General features: G+C 58.3%; 22 protein-coding genes and 1 pseudogene. All 23 read left to right on the top strand.

Annotated features, from left to right (window positions below; all coding sequences use genetic code 11):
- The first annotated feature begins 7 nt into the window (after positions 1–7).
- Positions 8–256, top strand: a complete 249-nt coding sequence (locus BLL52_RS02715; protein ID WP_075585178.1) for a type II toxin-antitoxin system RelE/ParE family toxin — start codon at positions 8–10, stop codon at positions 254–256.
- The gene (locus BLL52_RS02710; protein WP_075585177.1) at positions 234–557 is read left to right on the top strand and encodes a helix-turn-helix domain-containing protein; all 324 of its coding nucleotides are present in this window, start codon (positions 234–236) and stop codon (positions 555–557) included. The genes BLL52_RS02715 and BLL52_RS02710 overlap by 23 nt, the downstream gene beginning before the upstream one ends.
- 33 nt (positions 558–590) lie before the next feature.
- Positions 591–1,151 carry a sugar transferase gene (locus BLL52_RS02705; protein ID WP_075585216.1) on the top strand — a complete coding sequence of 187 codons (561 nt, stop codon included), beginning with the start codon at positions 591–593 and terminating at the stop codon, positions 1,149–1,151.
- Between the two features lie 165 nt (positions 1,152–1,316).
- Positions 1,317–1,571 (top strand): UPF0175 family protein, encoded by a 255-nt coding sequence (locus BLL52_RS02700; RefSeq protein ID WP_075585176.1) that lies wholly within the window; start codon positions 1,317–1,319, stop codon positions 1,569–1,571.
- Positions 1,568–2,047: a PIN domain-containing protein gene (locus BLL52_RS02695; RefSeq protein WP_075585175.1), complete on the top strand. Its 480-nt coding sequence runs from the start codon at positions 1,568–1,570 to the stop codon at positions 2,045–2,047. The genes BLL52_RS02700 and BLL52_RS02695 overlap by 4 nt, the downstream gene beginning before the upstream one ends.
- A gap of 117 nt (positions 2,048–2,164) precedes the next feature.
- Positions 2,165–2,461: pseudogene (locus tag BLL52_RS02690) on the top strand (sugar transferase); the annotation flags it as partial.
- A gap of 504 nt (positions 2,462–2,965) precedes the next feature.
- Complete coding sequence (locus BLL52_RS02685) at positions 2,966–3,247, top strand: hypothetical protein (RefSeq protein WP_075585173.1); 282 nt, start codon at positions 2,966–2,968, stop codon at positions 3,245–3,247.
- Positions 3,244–3,636 (top strand): type II toxin-antitoxin system VapC family toxin, encoded by a 393-nt coding sequence (locus BLL52_RS02680; protein WP_206744487.1) that lies wholly within the window; start codon positions 3,244–3,246, stop codon positions 3,634–3,636. Before BLL52_RS02685 ends, BLL52_RS02680 begins: the two co-directional genes overlap by 4 nt.
- Positions 3,633–4,100 carry a HipA domain-containing protein gene (locus BLL52_RS02675; protein ID WP_076072293.1) on the top strand — a complete coding sequence of 156 codons (468 nt, stop codon included), beginning with the start codon at positions 3,633–3,635 and terminating at the stop codon, positions 4,098–4,100. Before BLL52_RS02680 ends, BLL52_RS02675 begins: the two co-directional genes overlap by 4 nt.
- Complete coding sequence (locus tag BLL52_RS21235) at positions 4,097–4,543, top strand: type II toxin-antitoxin system RelB/DinJ family antitoxin (protein ID WP_139313281.1); 447 nt, start codon at positions 4,097–4,099, stop codon at positions 4,541–4,543. Before BLL52_RS02675 ends, BLL52_RS21235 begins: the two co-directional genes overlap by 4 nt.
- Before the next feature lie 19 nt (positions 4,544–4,562).
- Positions 4,563–4,739 (top strand): hypothetical protein, encoded by a 177-nt coding sequence (locus BLL52_RS20680; protein ID WP_156876285.1) that lies wholly within the window; start codon positions 4,563–4,565, stop codon positions 4,737–4,739.
- Positions 4,740–4,927: 188 nt separating this feature from the next.
- Entirely contained in the window at positions 4,928–5,488 is a 561-nt protein-coding gene (locus BLL52_RS02660) for a sugar transferase (protein ID WP_075585170.1), read from the top strand.
- A gap of 56 nt (positions 5,489–5,544) precedes the next feature.
- Positions 5,545–5,862 carry an H-NS histone family protein gene (locus tag BLL52_RS02655; protein ID WP_075585169.1) on the top strand — a complete coding sequence of 106 codons (318 nt, stop codon included), beginning with the start codon at positions 5,545–5,547 and terminating at the stop codon, positions 5,860–5,862.
- A 54-nt stretch (positions 5,863–5,916) separates the two neighbouring features.
- Positions 5,917–7,791, top strand: a complete 1,875-nt coding sequence (locus BLL52_RS02650) for a polysaccharide biosynthesis protein (protein WP_075585168.1) — start codon at positions 5,917–5,919, stop codon at positions 7,789–7,791.
- Positions 7,792–7,859: 68 nt separating this feature from the next.
- On the top strand, positions 7,860–8,084 hold the full coding sequence (locus tag BLL52_RS02645) for an AbrB/MazE/SpoVT family DNA-binding domain-containing protein (RefSeq protein WP_075585167.1): 225 nt from the start codon (positions 7,860–7,862) through the stop codon (positions 8,082–8,084).
- A gap of 23 nt (positions 8,085–8,107) precedes the next feature.
- Positions 8,108–8,527 (top strand): PIN domain-containing protein, encoded by a 420-nt coding sequence (locus tag BLL52_RS02640; RefSeq protein ID WP_075585166.1) that lies wholly within the window; start codon positions 8,108–8,110, stop codon positions 8,525–8,527.
- 21 nt (positions 8,528–8,548) lie between these two features.
- Positions 8,549–9,439 carry an acetylglutamate kinase gene (gene argB, locus BLL52_RS02635; protein WP_075585165.1) on the top strand — a complete coding sequence of 297 codons (891 nt, stop codon included), beginning with the start codon at positions 8,549–8,551 and terminating at the stop codon, positions 9,437–9,439.
- Between the two features lie 195 nt (positions 9,440–9,634).
- Positions 9,635–10,327 (top strand): TetR/AcrR family transcriptional regulator, encoded by a 693-nt coding sequence (locus BLL52_RS02630; RefSeq protein WP_075585164.1) that lies wholly within the window; start codon positions 9,635–9,637, stop codon positions 10,325–10,327.
- Between the two features lie 18 nt (positions 10,328–10,345).
- The gene (locus tag BLL52_RS02625; RefSeq protein ID WP_075585163.1) at positions 10,346–12,142 is read left to right on the top strand and encodes an acyl-CoA dehydrogenase C-terminal domain-containing protein; all 1,797 of its coding nucleotides are present in this window, start codon (positions 10,346–10,348) and stop codon (positions 12,140–12,142) included.
- Positions 12,143–12,294: 152 nt separating this feature from the next.
- Positions 12,295–12,729 (top strand): DUF2147 domain-containing protein, encoded by a 435-nt coding sequence (locus BLL52_RS02620; RefSeq protein WP_075585162.1) that lies wholly within the window; start codon positions 12,295–12,297, stop codon positions 12,727–12,729.
- A gap of 16 nt (positions 12,730–12,745) precedes the next feature.
- Entirely contained in the window at positions 12,746–15,169 is a 2,424-nt protein-coding gene (locus BLL52_RS02615) for a 3-hydroxyacyl-CoA dehydrogenase/enoyl-CoA hydratase family protein (RefSeq protein ID WP_075585161.1), read from the top strand.
- Between the two features lie 215 nt (positions 15,170–15,384).
- Positions 15,385–16,581: an acetyl-CoA C-acyltransferase gene (locus BLL52_RS02610; protein WP_075585160.1), complete on the top strand. Its 1,197-nt coding sequence runs from the start codon at positions 15,385–15,387 to the stop codon at positions 16,579–16,581.
- 549 nt (positions 16,582–17,130) lie between these two features.
- Positions 17,131–17,895 (top strand): enoyl-CoA hydratase, encoded by a 765-nt coding sequence (locus BLL52_RS02605; protein WP_075585159.1) that lies wholly within the window; start codon positions 17,131–17,133, stop codon positions 17,893–17,895.
- Positions 17,896–17,925 lie beyond the last annotated feature (30 nt).

Genomic DNA, 17,925 nt, shown 5'->3' with positions numbered 1-17,925 from the left:
CTTCCTCATGCCAGCGAAACTTCCTCAACGCGCATTTAAGGCTGCCAAGTTCAGCAAAGATGCGAAAAAAGCCAACATAAGCGATGCCGAGCTTTGCGAAGCTATTCGCCAAGTAATGGCTGGCCAGGCGGATGAGCTCATTGCCTTTCGTTTGCTGGCGAAGAGTTACGCAGGTTTGACAGAGTTACAGGTCAAGCACTTGGTAAACGACCAACATTTTGTGGAAATATGCCATGACGACAAAACCCAAATTTAAAAGTGACGCATTCAAGGCCATCCATGCGTCGGCTACTGCTCTGCACAAGGTTGGCGTGATCGACAAAGCGACTATGCGCGAATTCGATGCATCGTGTATTACCGTACTCACTGCGATTGAGCCAGCGCAAATCAAGCGCATTCGTGAGCGAGCGCATGTGAGCCAGCCCGTATTTGCCCGCTACCTCAATACGAGTGAATCGACTGTTCAAAAGTGGGAGGCCGGCGTTAAGCAACCCAGCGGCATGGCGCTTAAGCTGCTTTCCGTTGTTGAAAAGCATGGTTTGAAGGTGCTGGCTTAACCAGGTAAAAGAAGCGGCAGAAGGGATATGAGTTTGAAGCGGTTTTTTGATCTTTTGCTGGCCCTGGTGGCCGCTGTGGTTTTGGCCATCCCGGTGTTGCTGGTGGCGCTGGCGGTGCGGCTGACCTCTGCCGGGCCGGCCCTGTATTGGTCAGACCGCGTGGGGCGGCACAACAAGCTGTTCAAGATGCCCAAGTTCCGCAGCATGCGCGTGGGCACGCCTGCGGTGGCCACGCATTTGCTGGCAGACGCCAAATCGCATCTCACGCCGATTGGCAGCTTTTTGCGCAAAAGCAGCCTGGACGAGCTGCCGCAGCTGTGGAGCATTCTGGCGGGCGACATGAGCTTTGTCGGGCCGCGCCCAGCGCTGTTTAACCAGCATGATCTGATTGCGCTGCGCACCCAGCACGGCGTGCATGAGCTGGTGCCCGGGCTCACCGGTTGGGCGCAGGTGAATGGGCGCGATGAGTTGCCGATACCAGACAAGGTCAAGCTGGATGCAGCGTACCTGCAGCGCCAGTCGCTGGCGTTTGATAGCCGCATTTTGTGGCTGACCTTCGTCAAAGTGCTGCGACGCGATGGGGTGTCGCACTGATGCGACCACAATTGCGCCGCCTGAAATTAATTGGGGTCAGATTCTAATTAATTATGGTAATTGACCTGTAGTTGGCATTGGGAAGCCCCATCTTACTAACATACGGTGCTATCAAGTGGGAAGCGACTTGAGCCAATATCGCACTAAATTCAACCGGGGAATTGGATGAAGCACATCATTGAAATTGACTGTCCACCAGAAATTCTGATGGGCTTGCACTTGGATGCAGACGGGTTTGCTGAGCTTGTCAAACTGCAGTCAGCCATTGCCTTGTTCAAAGATGGCAAGCTGTCATCTGGTATGGCTGCGCGTTGGTTAGGCCTGCCACGTGTGCATTTCTTGCTGCAAGCCATGCAAGCTGGGGCGACCTTGCTGGCGGACAACGAAGACGACTTGGCTCGCGAAACGGCTTTGCTGTGAAGGTTTTTTCAAACACAACGCCTTTCATCGCTCTATGTAGCGTAGACCTGCTGCACGTTTTGCCGTCAATCTTTGGTGAAATTGTGGTGGCACCGTCGGTGGCGGATGAATGCAGCGAAGGCGGCAGAATTTTGGTGCCAGATCTGAAAAAATTGTCGTGGGTAAGCGTGCAGCCAGTGCAAACCGATAGGCGACTGCCAGCTCTTTTCGAACTTGACAGAGGCGAGCGTGACACCTTGTTGCTTGCGGCAATGGTGCCTGAATCACTGGTGATCGTTGATGAAAAATTGGGTCGAAATATGGCCGAATACATGGGACTTCGGGTTACCGGCACCTTGGGTGTTTTAGCCAAGGCTCGTGTGCAGGGGTTAATCCCATCTTTTTTGAAAGCGACCCACGGTATGCGCGAGCAAGGCATTTTCTTTCATGAGGGACTGATGAACAGAATTGCCACTCGGGTCGGTGAGGGTAATTAGGTAACGTTAATTGGCGTTAATTGGGGTCAGATATCAATTTATTATGGTTAATTGGGCTGTAGCCCGCGTGGTACTTGCACATACAGCTATTTAATTAAGAGCTTTTGTCGATTCATATTGGACGAGTTGCCGCAGCTGTTGAGCATTCTGGCTGGCAACATGAGCTTTGTCGGGCCGCGCCCAGCGCTGTTTAACCAGCATGATCTGATTGCGCTGCGCACCCAGCACGGCGTGCATGAGCTGGTGCCCGGGCTCACCGGTTGGGCGCAGGTGAATGGGCGCGATGAGTTGCCGATCCCTGACAAGGTCAAGCTGGATGCAGCGTACCTGCAGCGCCAGTCGCTGGCGTTTGATAGCCGCATTTTGTGGCTGACCTTCGTCAAAGTGCTGCGACGCGATGGGGTGTCGCACTGATGCGACCACAATTGCGCCGCCTGGATCACGCTCCTAATTAATTGGGGTCAGATTCTAATTAATTATGGTTAATTGGCCTGTAACCCCCGTAATATATGCGCAAGCAGCTATCAAATAGAGAGTGACCGCAAGTTGATGGCGATGCCGGCATTGCTGGCGGCGGTGCGGCTGGGTTCGCCGGGGCCAACGTGCTTGCAGGTGTTGCAACCGGTCTTGAGTAACTCAATTGTTCGCGGCGAGGCTGCTGTGATTCAAACCGACATGAATTTGAGCGCGCCGCTGGTATGCCTATGCCGTGTCTGGTATTGCACTGGATAGCTTGGTCGATTTGATCGTGGCTGTGCGGGTCTTTGCAGGTGGATATCTCCAAAACCCGGCAACTGTTGGGCTGGACGCCGCCGCTATCTCTGGATGAAGGCTTGAAGAAAGCGGCTACAGGTCGAGAAAGACAGGTTTTGTCATGAAATATGATAAGCTGATTATCCAATTTATGGAGAATGCCTTATGAGCACTATCGTATTGACAGTGACCGAGTTTTCACGCGGTTTATCGGATTTTTTAAACCAGGTGCAGTACCAAGGGCAAACGCTGGATATTCAGCGTGGCAAGCGGGTTGTGGCGCGAGTATTGCCCGCCGCAGCACCCAGCGGCTTCCCGTTGGACCGGCTGGATGACCTGCTGCTGAAGGGGCCGCAGATCAGTGGGTCTGAGCGTCAGTCCATGGCCAAAGATGTGGGCGCGTTGCGCTCAAACCTGTTGACGCGAGACGATCCATGGGCCTCATGATTGATACCGACGTATGGGTGTTGGCGGAAAAGTCTGGCGGCAAGCTAGACCTGGCTCGCTGGGCATCTTACGGCGGGGCCTACATGAGCGCCGTGACAGCTAGCGAACTTCTTGTGGGGGTGGAGCGCGCCAACACGGCCGAGCGCAAGGCGCAACGCGCGGCGTTTGTGGAAAACCTGCTGGTCAACATTCCTGTGCTGGATTTTTCTTTGTCAGTTGGCCGTACTCACGCACGCATGCTGGCGGCGCTCTCAAAAGGCGTAACTGCAGGAGCGCACGATGCGCTGATTGCCGCCACTGCGGTGCACCACGGTTATGCGCTACTCACACGCAACGTGGCGGATTTCAAGATATTTGCGGGTCTGAAGGTGGAGTTGTACTCATCGTGAAGCAGGTGTTTGATCTTTTGCTGGCCGACCCCAAGGGGTTAATTGGGGTCAGACCCCACTTAACCCCCCACTTAACCCCACTTAACGCCGTTTGCCCGCGGCTGACCGACAAGATGGCCATGAAGATCGGCAGCAAATACAAGTTTTCTGAAGTGCAGGCAAGGCACTGGGTGCAGTTTGCAAACGATGCTCAGCTGTCCCCGGCGCAGGCTAAAAAGCGCCTTCTCGACATCGCCAAACGCCTGCCCGATCTGGCTCGATCCACGCAAGCTGCTTTAGAAGCGCAAGGCAATGGCCACCCCACCCTGGGCCAGATTGCCACGCTGATCGACCAGCGCTGCACCCTGACCATACGCCGCCTCAAGGCCACCGAAGTATTCGCGGCGGCCGCCGCGAGGGTTGCCGCGATGAGGTGTTGCATTGATGCGCCGCCCACGCGTTGGCATGCAATGCCATTCTGGTGACCAACAACACCCCCGAATTCGAGCGGGTGCCGGGAGTGCGCTTGGAAAATTGGGCGAACGGGCCGTCAGATGTGGACGCAACCATTCAATTGCGCATGAACTCGACCATCAAGGACGGTGCCTTTGCCGTCTTGCGCGAGATGGGCATTAGCCCGTCTGAGGCCGTGCGGGTTTTCATGACCCAGGTTTACAAGACCCGCACGCTCCCCCTGGTCATTGCTGCCGACGGCCCGGAAGATTCCGGTCAACCTGCCGAGGCGAGTTACACCGAATGGCTTCGCACGCGTCTGCAAAAAAACATCAATGCCCTGGACAGCGGAGAAATGAAGAGCTATTCGAACGAAACAGCAAAAGCCGTTCTTCATGCGCGTCTTGAAGCCCGGCGCAGCAAAATGAATTTGCCAGCGAAGGTCAGGCCAAAATCGGATATGGCAGCAAGTTGAAAAAATAGAGGGCTTCGCCATGAGCATTCCTGCCAGCGACCTGTTCCCCGCAAGCCGCAAGCTTGTCATCTCAAAACTGCCTTATGTCGCTTTCATCCGCCAGCTTGACGGCGCAGTTTGGGAAGTGGTTGATATCGTCCACACTTCCAGAAAGCTACCAAAAGCAGAGCAAGAAACCACACAGCAGAGGGAGTGACATGAGCAATATCGGCAAGACCGAATCATCAAGCTCGCGGCCAAGGCTGATGTCAACATTGACAGTTACCGACAGTGGTTAGTCTGACCTTTTGCTTAAGCAACCCTTGATGGGTCGCGCCAGGGCTGAACTCGGTCGGCTGGTGCGCAGTTGGCCGACATCCACGCCTTACATTCTCTACAGAAGGAATGAAGCGACTATTTGATTTATTTCTGCGCCTAGTGGCCGACATTTTTCTGGCGCTGGCGTTGCTAGGCGTGGCGATATTGGTGTGTCTCGCCTCACCGGGGCTGGTCTTATATTGGTCAGACCGGGTTGGCAAAGACAACAAGATATTCAAAATGCCCAAGTTCAGAAGCATGCTGGTGGGCACGCCCGCGGTGGACACGCGTTTGCTGTCCAATCCGGATGCCTATTTAACGCCTGTGGGCAGTTTCTTGCGCAAGAGTAGTCTGGATAAGTTGCCGCAACTCTGGAGCATTATCAAAGGCGATTTGAGTTTTGTCGGCCCCCGGCCTGCGCTGTTTAACCAGCATGACCTGATGGACCTGCGCACCCGTGCTGGCGTGCACCGCCTCAAGCCTGGGCTTACCGGCTGGGCGCAGGTCAATGGACGCGATGAACTGCCCATACCTGACAAAGTGGCGCTTGATATTGAGTATTTGCACTGCCAATCCCTTTTTTTTGATGTAAAAATTATTTTCATGACGGCATTAAAGGTTTTGACAAGAGATAATGTGAGCCATTAAAAGCATGGGAAACATGCAATCAGGGTCTCACAACTTCGTATTTAGAAAGAACAAGAATGTCTTCTTTGATTGAAATTCAAAACCAGATCGCCTTACTGCAAAAGCAGGCTGAAGAAATCAGGGCCGCTGAATTGGCTGCCACCGTGGCAGATATTTTGGGCAAGATGGACGCCTTTGGTATCACGCTGGAGGATCTGGAGCGCGCCAAGGGCCGCGGGCGCAAGCCAGCAGCGGCGGCTGGTAAGTCGGGGAATCCGGCGCCGGTTAAATACCGTGGCCCCAACGGCGAAACCTGGTCTGGTCGCGGCCTGATGCCGCGCTGGTTGTCGGCACTGGTGGCACAGGGGCAATCCAGAGAATCTTTTGCGGTTTAGGGTGGATGCAATAAGCGCCGTGACAGGCGCTTTGGGTCGTCTTGGGGTGGCGTGATGCAAAGCAGAGTGTTGGCGTGGCCGCTTTATGTGAAGCGGCTGGTGGTGGTGGCGCTGGACGTGGTTCTGGCGCTGCTGGCCACTTGGGTGGCGTTCGCGCTGCGGTTGGATGGTTTTTATTGGCCCACTGGCGCACAGTGGGCTGTTTTTTTGATGGCGCCGGTATTGTCGGTGCCGGTCTTTGTCCGCTTCGGGCTATACCGTGCGATCTTTCGCTATTCAGGGCAGGCAGCCTTGCATGCCACCGGCATGGCGGTGTTGGTTTATGCGGTTCTTTTGACGGCCATCTTGTGGTGGATGCGTTTGCCTGGCGTACCACGTAGCCTGGGTATTTTGCAGCCGCTGGTTTTTCTGTTCCTGGTCGGCTCCAGTCGGGCAGTGGCGCGTTTCTGGCTGGCAGATTTGGCGCGTGCACAAACGGGTGTTGTAGGGCGTTTGCTGATCTACGGCGCGGGCACCTCAGGGGTGCAAACGTCTGCGGCCTTGCGCCTGTCGCAGCAATATTCTCTGGTCGGTTTTGTCGACGACGATGCCAACAAGGTGGGGCGCAGTATCAATGGCACGCGGGTGTACGCTTCTGCCATGGTGCCGGAACTGGTGGCTGAACACAACGTGACCGACATTTTGCTGGCGCTGCCTAGTGCCACCCGGGATTGTCGCAATGCCATCGTGCAAAAGCTGCGCCCGCTGCCGGTGCATGTGCGCTCATTGCCAGGGCTCTCAGACTTGGCCAGCGGTCGCGTCACCGTGCAAGACTTTCGTGAACTCGACATTGAAGACCTGCTGGGCCGTGAGCCGGTGCCGCCGCTTGGTGATTTGCTCGCGCGCGATCTGGCCGGCCAGGTGGTACTGGTCAGCGGTGCAGGCGGCAGCATTGGCGGTGAATTGACGCGCCAAATTGTGTTGCAGCGGCCAAACCAGTTGCTGCTGCTGGACCACAACGAGTTTGGCCTTTACGCCATTCACCAGGATTTGCAGGCCATCTGCAAGGCGGCTGGCCTGAGCGTTGAACTGGTGCCGTTGCTGGGCAGTGTGATCAATCCGCAGCGCCTGCAGGCGGTGTGTGACAGGTATCGCCCTGCCACGGTCTACCACGCGGCGGCCTACAAGCACGTGCCCATGGTGGAAGATAACCCGGGCGAGGGCGTGCGCAACAATGTCTTTGGCACCTTGAACCTGGCGCAGGCCGCAGCCAATAGCGGCGCCAAGCGCTTTGTGCTGATCAGCACCGACAAGGCGGTGCGCCCCACCAATGTCATGGGTGCCACCAAGCGTATGGCGGAGCTGGTGCTGCAGGCGCTGGCCGACAAAAGTTCGGACACAACGTTTTGCATGGTGCGGTTTGGCAATGTGCTGGGCTCCAGCGGCAGCGTGGTGCCACTGTTTCGCAAACAGATAGCTGCAGGTGGCCCGGTCACGGTGACGCATACCGAGGTCACCCGCTATTTCATGACCATCCCGGAGGCGGCCCAGCTGGTGCTGCAGGCGGGTGCCATGGGGCAGGGCGGAGATGTGTTTGTGCTGGACATGGGCGAGCCAGTCAAGATCATCGACCTGGCGCGCAACATGGTGCAACTCTCAGGCTTGAAAGTGCGTGACGCAGAGCATACCGAGGGTGATATCGAGATCGCTGTCACCGGCCTGCGCCCCGGCGAAAAGCTGTATGAAGAGCTGCTGATTGGCGACAACCCGGCGCCCACCGAGCACCCGCGCATCATGAAAGCGCATGAAGTCCATTTGCCTTGGCCAGTGCTGGCACCTCATCTGCAGGCCCTTGAACAAGCAGCAGAAGCTGGGAATACGACCGCCATCAAGGCGGTGCTGACAAGCTGTGTCCATGGCTACACCACGCAACCGCTAGCGGAGGTTTAAGTTGGGCATGGCACATCGGGCTGGTCGAATTACACTTTAGTTATTTAGGTAATTCAAAGGAGCGGACGATGCAGAGCACCATCACGCAACGCGGACAAACCGTCGTGCCCATGTTGATTCGGCGGCAGTTCCACTTGGGGCCAACCGACAAACTGGAGTGGCTGGTTGAGGGCGGTGTGATTCATGTGGTGCCGGTCCGCAGTGACCCTATTGCAGCATTTCGTGGGCAGGGTAAGGGCGGTGCCACGTTGCGCTTGCTGGCCGACCGCGCGCAAGACCGGTTGAATGACTGATCCGGCAACGAATCTGACACGTCGTGCAACGTTATTTGCTGGATACGTCTGCTTTGCTGGCCCTGCGTGATGATGAGCCGGGCGCGGATCGGGTCGCTGAGATTCTTGCACTAGCGACGACTGGCGCGGTGCGTTGTTACGGTTGTTTTGTGTCTTTGATGGAAGTGCTGGAGCGCGTTTGGCGCGATGAGAGCGAGTCTGCCGGCCGCCTGGCTTACCAGCAATGTCTGTCACTGCCCATCGAGTGGGTGCACGAAAGTGAAGCGCTCTTGATCAGAGCGGCAGAAATTAAGGCGCAACATCCGTTGTCTCTGGCAGATGCGTGGATAGCCGCTTGCGCCGCAGAGACGGGTGCCGTTTTGCTGCACAAACACCCCGAGTTCAATCCCCTAAAGCTGGCACAAGAAGTTTTACCGTTCAAGCTTCCCGCACCTCCATCCTGACTTACCGACATTGAGCCCACCATGACCGAACCTACCACCATTCATTCCCATGATCAGGCGCAGACCCTGGCCCAGGCACTGCCCTACATCCGCAAGTTCCATGGTAAGACCATGGTCATCAAATACGGCGGTAACGCTATGACCGACCCGGCCTTGCAGCAAGCCTTTGCCGAAGACGTGGTGCTGCTGAAATTGGTTGGCATCAACCCGGTGGTGGTGCATGGCGGTGGCCCGCAGATTGAAGGTTTGCTCAAGCGCTTGGGCAAACAGGGCGAGTTCATCCAGGGCATGCGGGTCACCGACGCCGAAACCATGGAAGTGGTCGAGTGGGTCTTGGCGGGCCAGGTGCAGCAAGACATCGTTGGCCTGATCAACCAAGCCGGTGGCAAGGCGGTCGGCCTGACCGGGCGTGACGGCGCCATGATCCGGGCGCAAAAACTCAAGATGCTCGACAGTGCGGACCCAAGCAAGGAGCATGACGTGGGCCAGGTGGGCGACATCGTCAGCATCGACCCCAGTGTGGTCAAAGCGCTGCAAGACGACGCCTTCATCCCCGTCATCAGCCCGATCGGGTTTGGTGAAGCCAACGAGAGCTACAACATCAATGCCGACGTGGTCGCCGCCAAACTCGCCACCGTGCTCAAAGCGGAAAAGCTGCTCATGCTCACCAACATCAGCGGCGTGCTCAACAAGGAAGGTGTTTTGCTCACTGACCTGACCGCGCGGCGCATTGACGAGCTGTTTGCGGACGGCACTATTCAAGGCGGCATGTTGCCCAAGATTGCCGGTGCGCTGGACGCTGCCAAGAGTGGCGTCAACGCGGTGCACATTGTGGATGGCCGTGTGCCGCATGTGCTGCTGCTTGAAATCCTCACCGATCAGGCCTTTGGCACGATGATTCGTTCACATTGATGTTATAAAAATCATAGCTACTCACGCTTTACCTATAAGGGCTACAGGCTATTTTGATATAAATGTTGGCGAACTTCACGGGTAAACCCGTGGTTGACTTAGACCCTGTTCCCTAGAAGCGGCCCGGATACTGGCCCACCAACACCAATCTGGTCGAAATGCTGCAAAATAGAACGATCGTTCTTTTTCTGCACCATGACCCCTCCAGTCCCCCGCCACCTTCCTGCCAGTCATAAACTCGCCAGCAGCCCGCCCGCCGGTAAGTTACGCAGCGAGCGCGCGCTGCAAAAAGGCCAGCTCACCAAGCAGCTCATCATTGATGCGGCTTTGGGGCTGGCTGGGCAGATTGGCCTGGAGGGTCTGAGCATTGGCGTGCTGGCCGAAGTCACCCACATGAGCAAGTCGGGCGTGTTTGCCCACTTTGGCTCGCGTGAAGAGTTACAGCTTTTGGTGGTGCGTGAGTATTACCAGCGCTTCGCCGACGAAGTGTTTGATCCTGCCATGAAGGCTCCCCGCGGCTTGCCCAGGGTGCGGGCGCTGTTTGCCAACTGGATGAAGCGCGTGGCCATCGAGTTGCAGTCCGGCTGCATTTTTATCAGTGGCGCGGTCGCGTTTGATGACCGCCCCGGCCCGGTGCGCGACGCCTTGGCCACATCGGTGCAAACCTGGCTCGACGCACTCAAGCGTGCCGTGGTGCAGGCGCGCGAGGCAGGCCACCTGGTGCCCGATGCCGATGCGCCGCAAATCGCGTTCGAGATCCATGGCCTGATCCTCTCGCTGCACTATGAAGCTCGCTTTTTAAAGAACCCAGGTGCCATTGAGCGTGCCCATATCGGGTTTGAAAACATATTGCTGCGCTACGGCACGCACGCCACCCAACCACTCTGATTTTCAAGGAGACCCACCATGACCACCTACACCCCACCGCTGCGCGACATGCAATTCGTCATGCACGAAGTGCTCAACGTCAGCGCTGATCTGCAGCAGATTCCCATGCATGCCGACATGGACGCCGACACCATCAACGCGGTGCTGGAAGAGGGCGGCAAGTTTGCCGCAGACGTGCTGCTGCCCCTCAACCGCGGTGGTGATGAGGAACACTGTGTGTTGGACATCAGCACCCATGAGGTCACCACGCCGACCGGCTTCAAAGCTGCGTACAAGCAATATGTGGAGGCTGGCTGGGCGGCGCTGGCGTGTGATCCGGCTTATGGCGGCCAGGGTCTGCCGCTGGTGGTGAACCAGTGTTTTTACGAGATGATGAACTCGGCCAACCAGGCCTGGGCGATGTACCCCGGCCTAACCCACGGCGCCTATGCCGCGCTTTACACCAACGGCACCGAGCAGCAAAAAGAAACCTACCTGCACAAGATGACCAGTGGCGAGTGGACTGGCACCATGTGCATGACCGAGCCACATTGCGGCACCGACCTGGGGCTGATGCGCACCAAGTCCGAGCCACAGGCCGACGGCACCCACCGGCTCACCGGCACCAAAATTTTCATCAGCGCGGGTGAGCATGATCTAAGCGACAACATCATTCATCTGGTGTTGGCCCGCCTGCCCGATGCGCCGCCCGGCATCAAGGGGGTGAGCCTGTTCATCGTGCCCAAGTATTTGGTGAATGCGGACGGTACGCGCGGCGCGCGTAACACCATTTTTGCCTCGCGGCTGGAACACAAGATGGGCATCAAGGCCAGCGCCACCGCCCAGATCGAGCTCGAAGGCGCCGTTGGCACCCTGGTGGGCGAGCCCAACAAGGGCATGCACGGCATGTTTGTGATGATGAACGCGGCCCGCCTTGGCGTAGGCAACCAGTCGCTGGGCTTGACCGAAGTGGCTTTCCAGAACGCGCTGGCTTATGCCAAAGAGCGCACCCAAATGCGCAGTCTGTCCGGCACCAAGGCCAAAAACCAGCCCGCTGACCCGATCATCGTGCACCCCGATGTGCGCAAGATGCTGCTCACCGCCAAGGCCTACGCCGAAGGTGGTCGGGCCTTGATGTGCTTTAGCTCTATGCTCCTGGAAAAAGAGCACAACCACCCTGACGAGAAGGTGCGCAAAGAGTCCGGCGAACTGCTGGCCCTGCTCACCCCTATCGTCAAGGCCTTCACCACCGACAACGGCCACATCGCCACCAACGCCTGCATGCAGGTGTTTGGCGGTCATGGCTACATCCGTGACAACGGCATGGAGCAGTTTGCACGCGACAACCGCATCAACATGCTTTATGAGGGCACCAACACTATCCAGAGTCTGGATTTGCTGGGCCGCAAGGTGCTGGGCAACCAGGGCGCTACGCTGAAGAAATTTGGCAAGCTCATCGGCGCGCTGGTGGCCGAGGAAGGCGTCAACGAGAAGATGGCCGAGTTCATCACCCCGGTGGCGATTCTGGGCGAGCAGATGACCAAGTTCACCACCGAAATCGGTTTCAAAGGCTTTCAGAACCCCGACGAAGTGGGCGCCGCTGCGGTGGACTACCTGCGCGTGGCCGGGCACCTGGTGTTTGGCTACTTCTGGGCGCGCATGGCGCAAGTGGCGCTGCGCCAGATTGCTGGCGGCAGCACCGACCCGTTTTACACCGCCAAACTGCAAACCGCGCGTTTCTACTTTGCCAAACTGTTCCCCGAAACAGCAACCCTGATGCGCACCGCACGCACCGGCTCCAAAGTGCTGATGGACACCGACGCCGCCCTGGCCTGACACTAACCTTTATGCGCAGTTCAGCCACCCCTGAGCATGAAGATCAGCGTCATGGCGATCCGCGCAGCGACGCGGCAATGCATGGGTATACCGACAGCGCCTTGAATCCACCTCACCGGAGACTTTATATGAAAAATCACCCTCTAGCCCTTATGAATAAAGCGCTGGCAGCTATTGTTACAGTAGCATTCAGCACGCTGGCTGCAGCCCAAATGACGCCGGTGGGCAGCTGGCACAGCTTTGATGAGAAGACCGGCGAGCTCAAAAGCCTGGTGGTCATCAGTGAAACTGGCGGCGTGCTCACCGGCCACATCGAACAACTGCTGCGCAAAAACGCTGACCCCAAAAAGCTCTGCACCGAATGCACTGACGACCGCAAGGACAAGCCGGTGCTGGGCATGGAAATCATCCGCGGCGCCAAAAAGGCTGAGGGCAAAGACATGTGGGAAGACGGCAAGATCCTCGACCCCGAAAACGGCAAGAGCTACACGCTGCGCCTGACGCCGATTGAAGACGGCAAAAAGCTCGAAGTGCGCGGCTCGGTGCTGTTCATCAGCCGCACACAAACCTGGCAACGCGTTCAGTAATTACAGGAAAACCAACATGTCTCGATTCAATGTGAAAAAAGTCGCCGTCCTTGGCGCGGGTGTCATGGGTGCGCAGATTGCTGCGCATCTGGTCAATGTCAAAGTGCCGGTCATCCTGTTTGACCTGCCCGACAGCAAATCAGGCTCGAAAAACGGCATCGTCACCCGTGCGGTCGATGGCCTCAAGAAGCTCAAGCCGTCACCTTTGGGCATGCCCGAAGATGCCGCATTGATTGGCCAGGCCAATTACGAAGAGCATCTGGAGCAACTGCGTGACTGTGACCTGATCATTGAAGCCATTGCCGAGCGCATGGACTGGAAGCTCGATCTGTACAAAAAGATCGCGCCGTTCATTGCCCCGCATGCCATCGTGGCGTCCAACACCTCGGGCTTGTCGATCACCAAGCTCAGCGAAGTGCTGCCTGAGGAAATCAAACCGCGCTTTTGCGGCATCCACTTCTTCAACCCGCCGCGCTACATGCTGCTGGTGGAGCTGATCAACACGCCCACCACCCAGCCGCACATCCTCGACGACCTGGAAGCCTTTGTCACCAGCAGCCTGGGCAAAGGCGTGGTACGCGCCAAAGACACGCCCAACTTCATCGCCAACCGCGTCGGCGTGGCGGGCATGCTGGCCACCATGAAAGAGGTGGAAAACTTTGGCCTGAGCTATGACGTGGTGGACGACCTGACCGGCAAAAAGCTGGGCCGCGCCAGCTCCGGCACCTTCCGCACCGCCGACGTGGTGGGCCTAGACACCATGGCGCATGTCATCAAGACGTTGCAGGACACGCTGAGTGGGGACGCTACCGCAGGGGCTGGCAAGTTTGATCCGTTTTACGCCAGCTTCGCCACACCAGCCGTCCTGAAAACCCTGCTGGAGATGGGCAACCTGGGCCAGAAAACCAAGGCGGGCTTTTTCAAGAAGGTTGGCCGCGACATCCAGCGCTTCGATCTGGCCAGCAAAACCTATGTGCCCGCCGGTGAAAAGGCCGACGAGGTTTACGCCCGCATGCTGAAAAAACCAGCTGCCGAGCGCCTGCAATTGCTGCGCAACGCCGAAGGCGCACAAGGCCAGTTCCTCTGGGCCATCCTGCGCAACGCCTTCCACTACGCCGCGGTGCACTTGGCCGAAGTGGCCGATAACGCCCGCGATGTGGACTTCTGCATGCGCTGGGGCTTTGGCATGAAGCAGGGCCCGTTTGAGCTCTGGCAGGAAGCCGGTTGGCTGACGGTTGCCAACATGGTCAGGGAAGACATCGACGCAGGCAAAGCCCTGTGCAATGCGCCGCTGCCCGACTGGGTGTTCAGCGGCCCGGTGGCAGATGCCGGTGGTGTGCACACCCCGCAAGGCTCCTGGAACCCGACCACTGGCCAATTTGTGCCTGTGCGCAGCTTGCCGGTGTACGCGCGCCAGCATTTCCCTGAAAGCGTGCTGGGCGCGAGGGCACCGTCCGCCTCGAACGCTGGCAAGACGCTGTTTGAAGACGACGCCATTCGCCTGTGGACACTGGACGATGAGATTGTTATCGCCAGCATCAAGACCAAGATGCACGCCATCAGCCCCGACGTGGTTGAAGGCTTGGTGCAAGCTGTGGACCTGGCCGAAGCGTCTTACAAGGGCGTGGTGATCTGGTCGAACGACGAGATGTTTTCGGCCGGTGCTGACCTGCAAGCCATGCTGCCCGCCTTCATGATGGGTGGCGTCAAAGCCATCGACGCGGCCGAGGCTGAGATGCAGCGCGCCATGCTGAGAATCCGCTACGCCAACGTGCCGGTGGTGTCTGCCGTGCGCGGCTTGGCGCTGGGCGGCGGCTGCGAGCTGGCTATGTATTCCGCCAAGCGCGTGGTGGCCATGGAGAGCTATATCGGCCTGGTTGAAGTTGGCGTAGGCCTGGTCCCTGGGGCTGGCGGCCTGACCTACATTGCCAGGCGTGCTGCAGAAAACGCAGCAAAGTCAACTGGCAAAGACCTGCTGCCGTTCCTCTCAGAGGGCTTCACCGCCGCCGCCATGGCCAAGGTCGGCACCAGCGCCATCGAGTCGCGCAAACTCGGCTACCTGCAGATGAGCGACGTGATCGTGGCGCACAAGGACGAACTGCTGTTTGTCGCCCTGAGCGAAGCCAAAGCCATGGCCAACGCTGGTTACCGCGCGCCGCACAAGCGCCCCTTTGCGGTGATTGGCCGCAGCGGCGTGGCCACCATCAAGGGTTCGCTGGTCAACATGCGCGACGGCGGTTTCATCAGCCAGCATGACTATCACATCGCCAGCCTGATCGCCAACGTGGTCTGCGGCGGCGATGTGGACGCCGGTAGCCTGGTGACCGAGGAGTATTTGATGACGCTGGAGCGCCAAGCGTTCTGCTCGCTGCTGAACCATCCCAAAACGCAAGAGCGCGTGATGGGCATGATGTCAACCGGCAAACCAGTTCGCAATTGAGTTCGTGATTGATCAAGCTACTGCGGAGCCGCCATGCGTCGTTGCAGCCCCAAAACAAGCCTCACGTACAAAGGTACGTTCCGGTTGTTTTCGGGCACCCGCGCCTAGCCTGACGGCTGCTCGCGACGCTTGCTCAACCACAAACAACTGCCTCACAGCGACAAACAGCTGAACTAGCACGACCACCCCATTTTTCTGATCAATTGAGGATCACCATGAAACAAGTTCAAGACGCCTACATCGTTGCCGCCACGCGCTCACCTATTGGTAAGTCGCATCGCGGGTTTTTCCGCAACACCCGGCCGGATGATTTGCTGGTCAAGGTGCTGCAGTCGGCACTGGCGCAAGTGCCAGGCCTGGACCCGGGCGCCATTGAAGATGTGGTTTGCGGCTGCGCCATTCCCGAAGGCCAGCAGGGCCTGAACATTGCCCGCATCGGTGCGGTGCTGGCTGGCTTGCCGGTGAGCGTGGGCGGGATTACCGTGAACCGCTTTTGTGCATCAGGCCTGAGCGCGATCCAAATGGCCGCCGACCGGATTCGCGTGGGCGAGGCCGACGTGATGATTGCCGCCGGGGTCGAGAGCATGAGCATGGTGCCGATGATGGGCAACTCGCCCTCCATGTCGCCGGCCATGTTTGACAACGACGAAAACATCGGCATCGCCTACGGCATGGGCCTGACTGCCGAGAAAGTGGCGAACCAGTGGAAAGTCAGCCGCGAAGCGCAGGACGCGTTTGCGGTCGAGTCGCACCGCCGCGCCTTGGCCGCCCAAGCCGCCGGTTACTTTGCTGCTGAGATCACGCCGATTGAGGTGATTGACCGCTCGCCGAATCTGCAAACGGGTGAAGTCATCGAGAAAAAGCGCATCGTGAGCTTAGACGAGGGCGCGCGCGCCGACACCTCGCTGGAAGGTTTGGCCAAACTGCGCACAGTATTTGCCGCACGAGGCTCGGTCACCGCAGGCAATAGTTCGCAAACCTCGGACGGCGCGGGTGCGCTGATCCTGGTCAGTGAAAAAGCGCTCAAGCAATACGGGCTGACACCGCTGGCGCGTTTTGTCAGCTTTGCCGCCAAAGGCGTGCCGCCGCAGTTCATGGGCATTGGCCCGATCGAAGCGATTCCGGTGGCCTTGCGCAATGCGGGTCTGAGCCTGTCGGACATCGACTGGATCGAGCTCAACGAAGCGTTTGCCGCGCAGTCTTTGGCGGTCATCAATACGCTGGGGTTGGACGTGGCCAAGGTCAACCCGATGGGCGGCGCCATTGCGCTGGGCCACCCGTTGGGCGCCACCGGGGCGATTCGCGCCGCCACCGTCATCCATGCCTTGCAGCGCCAGCAGCTCAAGTACGGCATGGTCAGCATGTGCATCGGCATGGGCCAAGGCGCGGCGGGGATTTTTGAGCGGGTTTGATTTTTCGATGAGTTCAGGGTGGGGTACGCCGCACAGTGCGATTGTGTTGGCGTTGCGTCCCTTGCAGATTGAGTCCGGAGCAGGTGTCCGAGTGCATTCAACTCGTGAAGTTTTGGCGCATCGCCGCGCGGTAGCCGGTTGGGGCGCCCCCCTCATGCTGGAGTACCAGAAAAATCGGGGGCCGCCCCAACCGGCTACCGCGCTGAGGTGTTGGGCGGGCGCTGGGTTTGAAGACTTCAAGGCCAGTGGTTGGCGTTCAGGCGGTACGTCGGGCGCAACCCCAGTCTTTTGTCATCGATGCCAACGCTGCCAGCGAGAGAGGTCCTTGGGGCGGCTGACGATTTCTGGTACCCCAGTATGAGAAAGCTGCCCCAAGGACCTCTCTCGCGGGTGACCGCCAACAGCGGTTAAATAAACGCTCTGCCTAATGACAAAGGCCGATGCCGCACAAGAACCTGGCAGCCAAGTAGCCAAGTAGCCAAGTACCCAGGCAGCAAGCCAGCAAAGCCCGTATGACAGAATCAAAATTCATTTAGCGAGAAATCCAGCATGACAGATCTTCTGATAGACACCGCCGAGCGGGTCATGACCATCACCCTCAACCGGGTCGACAAGAAAAACTCATTCACCGCCGCCATGTACGCCGACATGGCCGATGCGCTGGCGGATGCCTCGCTCGAAGACGCCATCCGCGTGGTCGTGTTTCAGGGGCATGAAACGGTGTTCAGCGCGGGCAACGACATTGCCGACTTTTTGAAAGCGCCGCCCACCGCGCTGGACGCGCCGGTGTTTCGCTTCCTGCGCAACCTGGCCAGCTTTCCCAAGCCCATTGTGGCCTCGGTGTGTGGCCCGGCGGTGGGCATTGGCACCACGCTGCTGTTTCATTGTGATCTGGTCTACGCGGGTGACAACGCGGCGTTTTCCATGCCTTTTGTGAACCTGGGCGTGTGCCCTGAAGCGGCGTCTAGCCTGCTGGCACCGCAGCGCATGGGCTATGGCCGCGCGGCAGAGGCGCTGATGCTGGGCGACCCGTTTAGCGCCGAGGCGGCGCTGGAGATGGGCCTGATTTGCCGCATCGTGCCGCCCGCCGAGGCCAATGCGCTGGCGCAGCGCCAGGCGCAACGCTTGGCCGCCAAACCCAGCAAATCTGTGTTGGAAACCAAACGTCTGATGAAACTCAGCTACGCCAGCGCGGTGGACGAACGCATGACGCAAGAGGGTGTGATCTTTGCCCGCATGCTGGGCGAGCCAGCTGCTAAAGAGGCGTTCGGCGCCTTTCTGGGCAAACGTCGGCCAGATTTCAGTCAGCTCTGAGCCAGCATTTCAACGGGTCTTACCCTGTGC

The organism is Rhodoferax antarcticus ANT.BR, from assembly GCF_001938565.1.
Classification (GTDB): Bacteria; Pseudomonadota; Gammaproteobacteria; order Burkholderiales; family Burkholderiaceae_C; genus Rhodoferax; species Rhodoferax antarcticus.
This window is presented reverse-complemented; position numbering and strand designations above follow the sequence as displayed.